We start from the raw sequence: 7,041 nt of genomic DNA, 5'->3' as shown, positions 1-7,041 counted from the left end.
CCGGAAGAGCGGTTTCCATCAATCCGGAACAATGGTTTCCTCAATCCGGACAAGTGGTGTAAAAGTACCCGTAATATTCATTTTCCGTCATATACTTAACAATCACCATAATACTAACTGTCAATACTTGTCATATTTTGAATCGTGGAATCATACGGATTTATAACTAAAACATTTTCAATAACATTATTATCCTCATCTCTTATATGTACAAATCGTTTTACCATCAATAAACTATTCAACTTATGATGAAAGCCAACAAGATCATCATATTCAATGTCTATACACATTTTAAAAGGTTCTTCTAGCATTTTATTACTGTATTCCTTCCATTCACGCTCTGATAGTTCCTTGTAAAACATTAAACATATTCCACTAGAAGTAGCAATTTCCTTATATGTCCTTAATTCAGTATCCCATGTACTTCCTTTGGAATCCAAAATCAAAGAACTAATTTTTATATTATTAGCTTCTCCTCTCCCTATATTCAAGACATACAAACTAATACTAATTCTTTTTTTATTAAATTGAATTTCCATCTTACCATTCAACGATAATGTATTTTCTATATAAAACTTTGGACGTTTTGACATCCCAAATTTAATATCATCTATATAATTCGAATCAAATGTAACTGTCAAAATAGGCTTATACTGTGCAGAGAGATTAATTTTCGTATCGTTATTTCTTTTTTCATATTCCTCTTTTAATTCCTGTTCATGCTTTCTAAAATCTTCTTTCCTAGTAAAATCGGTATAACAAATAGTCAAAGCAACTCCTAGCAATGTTATTCCACTACCTATTAATGAGGCATAGAAACTAATCCAAACTTCCTGCTTTTCTATTGGTATAAATCCTATAGGTGAAGGCGTCGACACCCAATAATTTACAAATGGAGGTATAGCTAGAAACACCACTAATATGCTTACAAGTATTAAGATTTTCTTTTTCACTTTTTATTCCTCCCATAAATTTTATTGCACTTTTCCGATGATACTATCTATAAGAATATGTATTAACCTAACCACATTGGTTAAGATGTGGTTAGCTTATTTTCTTACGAAAAGTATTTCTGATTTTTACTTGATGGCTTTTCCGGTATAGTCATCTTTAACACACTATTTTTCAGCATAGGAGTTAAATACTTTCTTCTAAAGCTTGTCCTGCTATCAAAATCAAATTCATCCATTATTTCTTGGACCGACTTCGGGTCTTTACAAAAATCGATAATCAGCTTATTCACATCCTGACCATTTTGGTTAGGATGATGGTCAGGATGCTGACCATCATCTCTCAATAACCTCAAATACCTATCACAAGCCTTGCAAAGAACCATAATTCCAGCCTCATTAATCTCGTATTCCGGCAATGGTCCATCATACAACGCACAGGCTTCCCTAATCTTCTCAAATCCTCTTCCCCAAGCTTCAATCATACCGCTTTTGAAAAAGATATTAGCCAATTTCGGATTATAAGGCTTTGATGAATGCTTCATAAACAACTTGTCAGTAGAATCCAGATTTGGAGGCATCTCTCCATCATTCCAAATATATATCTTGTCCTCGTAAACGCTAATCTGAATTGGATTGCAACCGCTGTAATCCTTATGAACAATGGCATTCAACAAAATCTCACGGAATGCGTCCTTGTGGAACATAAATTGCTCAATTCTCTGGACACCCTCATAATCAATCAATGCCTTCATATATTTCGTGTATACCAAATCTACAGTCTTATCTACCTGCTCTATCAAAGGCCCGTGCACCTCATCCTGATACACCAAATCCGAATCCGATTTTCCAAAATAACCGATTTTGATATAAGAACCTGTTACCCACTTCTCTGGATCCTTATAAAACGCAAGCATTGCTGCTCTTATCAAATATCCATCTTCATCAATTAGGTGCAGGTTATCCATCAAGATAGTATCTTCCACACTGACTTCTTCATTCGTAAGCCTTCCTCTTTTCACTGCCTTATCTTTGAATAGCTGTATTGCATCCTGCTTTAAATCAGATACTGTCAGTTTTGGTAGAGGCACACCATCCCATGTTCTTCCCTGCGTTTTTAACAAAGCTCTTTCCAATTCCTTTCCAGTAATCTCACGCATGGTACTTCCGGAACGATAATAATATTTTCCACGAAAACTTATTAAAGATGGATATTTATCAACAATTATCTGCAAATACTCAAGTTCGCCTTTATATAACAAATTCACATCTGCAATGATTCCCATTGTGTCCGTAATTTTATTAGGAATTCGCTCTAATAAATCTCTTGCATTATCAATACCTACAACATTACCATTGTCATCCGTACCTATGTATATTGTTCCACCGTAGGCATTGGCATATCCACAAATCCATTTTAAATACTCATCCTGCCATGATTCCTTCCACTCTATGGATTGATGTTCTTTTTCCTTCATATATCCACCAGCTTTCCAAATTACTACTTGTCCACTTCCGTAAAGAAGTATTCCAATGTATCCACAAACATATTATGCTCAAACAATTCCTTAATTTGCTCCCGATTCATCCATGCAACCTGCGCCACTTCATCTGTTGTGGCATTGCCTAAATCAACCTCTCCATCGTAATCAAACAGCCAAACATCAACAATTTTATTAGCCACTTTTCCAAACTCGATTTTCTTAATGTCTGACAAAACAACTTGACCTTTTTCTGGCAATAAATCTATTCCAACCTCTTCTTTGGCTTCTCTAAGCGCTCCTTGCAGACTGTCCTCTCCTTTTACTACAGAACCATCCACACATTCCCACATCAAAGGATGTGTTGGTCTGTTTGCAGAACGCTGCGAGATAAGGTACTCGCCCTTGGAATTACGAATCCAGACATGCACCACCAAATGGTAGCCGTCTATCGGTAACTGTTCTCCTCTGATATGGTCTTTTCCCAGAAGCTCTCGGTTCTCATTATACAAATCCCATATTTCTGCATCCGGCACATACTCCACAATATCCCCAAAGTCTGCATGTAAAGTTTTACAAATTTTACTAAGAATTGTAAGGCTTACCTCTTCATCACGTCGAAGCTTTGTCATTGTGTTAGGGGCAATTTCTGCCTTTTTACGCAAATCCGATTTACTCATTTTTTTATCTATTAATAATTTCCATAATTTATTGTATGATACTGCCATAACAATGTCTCCATTCACCTTCAATAATTATCAATTTCCTATCTGCAATCCATTATCTGTTTCATTAACTCTGAATAGTCTATTAAATTCATTCTACTTTTTATCGTCTGTTGAAATCTACGAGCATCCTTTGAGAAATATGAGTTAGTTACCATTATTCCTGCTGTAACCCTGTCCGCTTCAACAGTTCCATATAGTTGTCTAACAAGTCCAACATTCACAGGATGCCTAGGCGCTTTCTTTTTACATTCAGCATAAATCACCAAATCGCCTAACACTGAATTATTAAGAACAATCAAATCCTTACCACCATCTCTTGTCTGTTTCGTAAGTTGCACATTATATCCTTTTCTTTCAAACAATTCACAAACCAGTTCCTCAAACTGTCTAGGAGTAATTTCTTGAAGTATTTCTGGTCTTAATGCAACTTTATCCACAAGCGAATGCGTTACTACCTTTATATCATTTTTTATTTCGTCTGGTACTCTAATAATTTTTCGTTCTGGAACAACTATCTCTGGATGTTGTAGAGATACACCACCTTTATATGTATATATTTGATGTATATCCTTTTCGAAATCAAGAAAATATTCGTTAAGCCCCTCGCCCTTTAGTTTTGTATGAAGCTTTTCAGCTATCGTTCTAGGCGTTAAATTTTGCTTATCAAGTTCTTTAAAAATACCTTCTACAATACTGTCACTCGAGATACGGGCACCAAGATAATCACTAATAAACAATAATATCTGTTTATCTGTTAATGGCTTTAACCTTATTTCATAATCAAAATTTATATCAAACTTATTTTCTCTAGCAGTGCATATATAACACCCTCTAGCATTTTTAATGTTCTCTACCATTTGTTGTTTATATCTATATATTTCGTCCAAACCATCCACTAAACAAACAACATCTGTAAAATCAGATGAATGTTTCCATATTTTATTTCCCATCTGTGAAAAAACCATCGTTTCATACCAGATTTTTCTTCCTTGTTCCTCTAATATCTTTCCAATTATATTTAACAAAAAAGTTTTACCACTTCCTGCCGCACCTGTTATCAAGATTTTGCCATATGGTTTCATCCTGACAACATCTAAAAGTTCCTGTAACTCGTCCCTTCTTATAATCTCCATACGCAGCTTTCCTTTCGTTACCCAACCGACTTATCCAGCATCTCTATAATCTTTTCTTTCTCGCCACTACCATTAGTCATAAATCTCAGTAATGGAATTTCATACAACTCCATAATATGATTTTTCAACAAATCTCTTGAAGCCTGAACAGTATCCTCTTTATGGTATTCATATCCGTCAACCTCAATCGCCAACACAGGCTTTTTACCAATTCTGTTATAAACCAGAAAATCTAAATGTGTTGCTGGATTCATTGCATACTGACATTCCTGCTCATTTAATAGTTCTGGATTCTTAATCAACATATTCAACGGAAAATGACAAACAACATCCAAGCTTGAATACTTGTTAGCGGAGATAATGTCCTCTATCAATGAATACATCAGATTTTCCGAATCATATTCTGATACTTTTTTGTGCTTCTGCAAGTATGCCCTTCTTTCCTCAGTATACTGCTTGTAAAGGTAATCAAAAATCGAATAAATCTTGCTTTCAGTAACTTCAAAATTATTATATTGAATATAATCAATCAAATCTGTTATATTACGCTCTTTTGATTGCTCATTTCCAGTTACAACCAACATCAATTTCTTTTTGGCTCTTGATACAGCAACATTGATTAAATATGGATCATCTGCAAAATCAGATATTTCATCATCCACGGTAGATATAATAATATTCTCTTTCTCCTTGCCCTGGAACTTATGCACTGTAGCAGCATCAATATCTGTAATCTCCTTGCTTAAAGCTTCTACCTGATTTTTGTACGGTGCAATAATTCCGGTTTCTTCCGGATTTGAAACATATTTTGGTATAATCTCATTTTTAATAACATCTATCTGGCGCTGGCTATAATGGTTACGCTCATGATTTCCCACTACCGTTTTTACTACCGATAAAACATCCTCTTCACCCTTATCCGTTGTCATAATAATCAATTCACCACGATAGAATTTCTGGTTACAGAAATTGATTATTTTGGGGTGACACCTATAATGTTCCCGCAACAATGTTTGTGTTACATTTGGCATAACATCCAAAATGGATTGCAGAAAACTGTTTGTATACTGATATCCTTCACTCACATTAAAGCTGTCAAATATAACTTTTGCTTTGGCTTTTATATCACCTGTAACAACATTGGGAAGTTGCTTGGTATCCCCTACAATAACAACATTCCTTGCACAGGACAATGCCAACGCACCAGTTGCAATATCTACCTGTGATGCCTCATCCATGATAAGGTAATCATACACCACATCTGAATTCAGGCTGTTTCTTGATGAAAATGTTGTACTTAATATAACCGGATACTCAGCCAATACATCGTATGGTTCCTTCCACAAATTATCTTCACTAAAAGTTTTCCTACTACTGTTACCTTCATATTTCCTTGCCAGTTTGTCTTTTAGGACAACCATTGACTGATCGCATAAATCCTCAAGCAAATTCTTATTAACACTATTTAAATACTTTTCAATATCTGCAATTTTCCCAGACAACTCCGCCTGCTTCGCACGATAATACATTGCTTGAAAGGTTGTAATTATCTTTGAAATATCCTGCTTATAAATGCTCCAATCGGTTACTCTATATTTAAATAAGGCTTTTATCTTAAACCAAAATCCTATTGCCGTTTTCTCTTCTGAAATCAACTGGCACTCCTGCCACAATACCATCCATTGCTTTGAAGATAGTTTTTTCTTGAACTTAATACTATCTGTATGAACATCTGATTCTTTAACATATTGATTGAAATATTCCTGTTCAGTAACCAACTGTGAAAGTTCCTGCCTTAAACACGCCAGTTTTTCCTGCTTATCAAAAACACTTTTTAACTGACTGGATTGCTCTTCTATTTCCTTCTGCAAAACACTTTGATCTTCTCCCGTTTTCCACGACGAAAAATCGGGATAAGCGGCATCCTGATGCTCAACAAATAATTTCTTATTTTTAGAACTTCCTAACGTCGCAGCAATAAAACCCAAATTGTATTTTGGAGAAGATAATTTTTCATATACGTTTTCCGTTGCCGAATTATTATTGGATACTATCTGTACCGTTTTCCCTTGCATTAATATATTGGCAATAATATTCAATATCGTTTGTGTCTTCCCCGTTCCTGGAGGTCCCTGTATAACACTAATCTGATTCTCCATGGCATTTTTTACAGCCTTATACTGACTGTTATTGCATCCAAATGGGAAAATTGGAATGTATTCGCGTCCTGTTCTTTTTCCTTGCAATGATGATGGATTCAAATACTTTGCTAAAGCTACATCACTACCCACAAAAGAAATCTTGGCAAACTTCTTAGACAATAATTTTTCACCAGTCTCTTCATTCTTAAGATTACTCAAACCTGCAATTTGCTTTATATATTCAAATACATTTGATGACTGACTATGGGCAAGACATGACTCTATAATATGCAAGTCGTTCCGACGATAATCTCTTTCACTACCATCGCCAAAACAAATGTGCCAATAAGACTCACTTCCGCTTCTAAATACATATATTGCATTAACAGCAAAGAACTCTCGTCCTTCTCTGCTAATCCGATACATGTTAGGATTCAAAACCTCCGGATCAGTCAACTTTTCCACATTCAAATATGCATACGAGTATGTTTTTCCATTATTGAATTTTACATCCCATTTTTGGGTATTTCTATTATAACCACATGACATTATTTCGGATGTCTTTATTTCACCCTTGATAATGACCATATAATATCGTGTATTCATCT

5 protein-coding genes are annotated in these 7,041 nt (G+C 35.1%); all 5 read right to left on the bottom strand.

Features of this window, described 5'->3' with window-relative positions; all coding sequences use genetic code 11:
* Positions 1–113: 113 nt before the first annotated feature.
* The 5 genes from GPK83_RS12115 to GPK83_RS12095 all read right to left on the bottom strand — a co-directional run bounded on the left by GPK83_RS12115 (position 114) and on the right by GPK83_RS12095 (position 7,039).
* A complete protein-coding gene (locus GPK83_RS12115) occupies positions 114–953 on the bottom strand; it encodes a hypothetical protein (RefSeq protein ID WP_215704888.1) in 840 nt (279 codons plus the stop codon).
* Between the two features lie 104 nt (positions 954–1,057).
* On the bottom strand, positions 1,058–2,428 hold the full coding sequence (locus tag GPK83_RS12110) for an ATP-binding protein (protein ID WP_215704887.1): 1,371 nt from the start codon (positions 2,426–2,428) through the stop codon (positions 1,058–1,060).
* A 23-nt stretch (positions 2,429–2,451) separates the two neighbouring features.
* The gene (locus GPK83_RS12105; protein WP_215704886.1) at positions 2,452–3,159 is read right to left on the bottom strand and encodes a helix-turn-helix domain-containing protein; all 708 of its coding nucleotides are present in this window, start codon (positions 3,157–3,159) and stop codon (positions 2,452–2,454) included.
* Between the two features lie 38 nt (positions 3,160–3,197).
* A complete protein-coding gene (locus tag GPK83_RS12100) occupies positions 3,198–4,292 on the bottom strand; it encodes a restriction endonuclease (RefSeq protein WP_015552550.1) in 1,095 nt (364 codons plus the stop codon).
* A gap of 17 nt (positions 4,293–4,309) precedes the next feature.
* Positions 4,310–7,039 (bottom strand): AAA domain-containing protein, encoded by a 2,730-nt coding sequence (locus GPK83_RS12095; RefSeq protein ID WP_215704885.1) that lies wholly within the window; start codon positions 7,037–7,039, stop codon positions 4,310–4,312.
* Positions 7,040–7,041 lie beyond the last annotated feature (2 nt).

Origin of the sequence: Clostridium sp. MCC328 (assembly GCF_018785465.1) — a bacterium.
In the GTDB taxonomy this organism is placed as follows: domain Bacteria; phylum Bacillota; class Clostridia; order Lachnospirales; family Lachnospiraceae; genus Pilosibacter; species Pilosibacter fragilis.
This window is presented reverse-complemented; position numbering and strand designations above follow the sequence as displayed.

What these genes read in the sequence shown, in the direction of transcription:
- GPK83_RS12110 (WP_215704887.1), bottom strand. Translation starts at nt 2,428, where the DNA reads ATGAAGGAAAAAGAACATCAATCCATAGAGTGGAAGGAATCATGGCAG.
- GPK83_RS12105 (WP_215704886.1), bottom strand. Translation starts at nt 3,159, where the DNA reads ATGGCAGTATCATACAATAAATTATGGAAATTATTAATAGATAAAAAA.
- GPK83_RS12100 (WP_015552550.1), bottom strand. Translation starts at nt 4,292, where the DNA reads ATGGAGATTATAAGAAGGGACGAGTTACAGGAACTTTTAGATGTTGTC.
- GPK83_RS12095 (WP_215704885.1), bottom strand. Translation starts at nt 7,039, where the DNA reads ATGAATACACGATATTATATGGTCATTATCAAGGGTGAAATAAAGACA.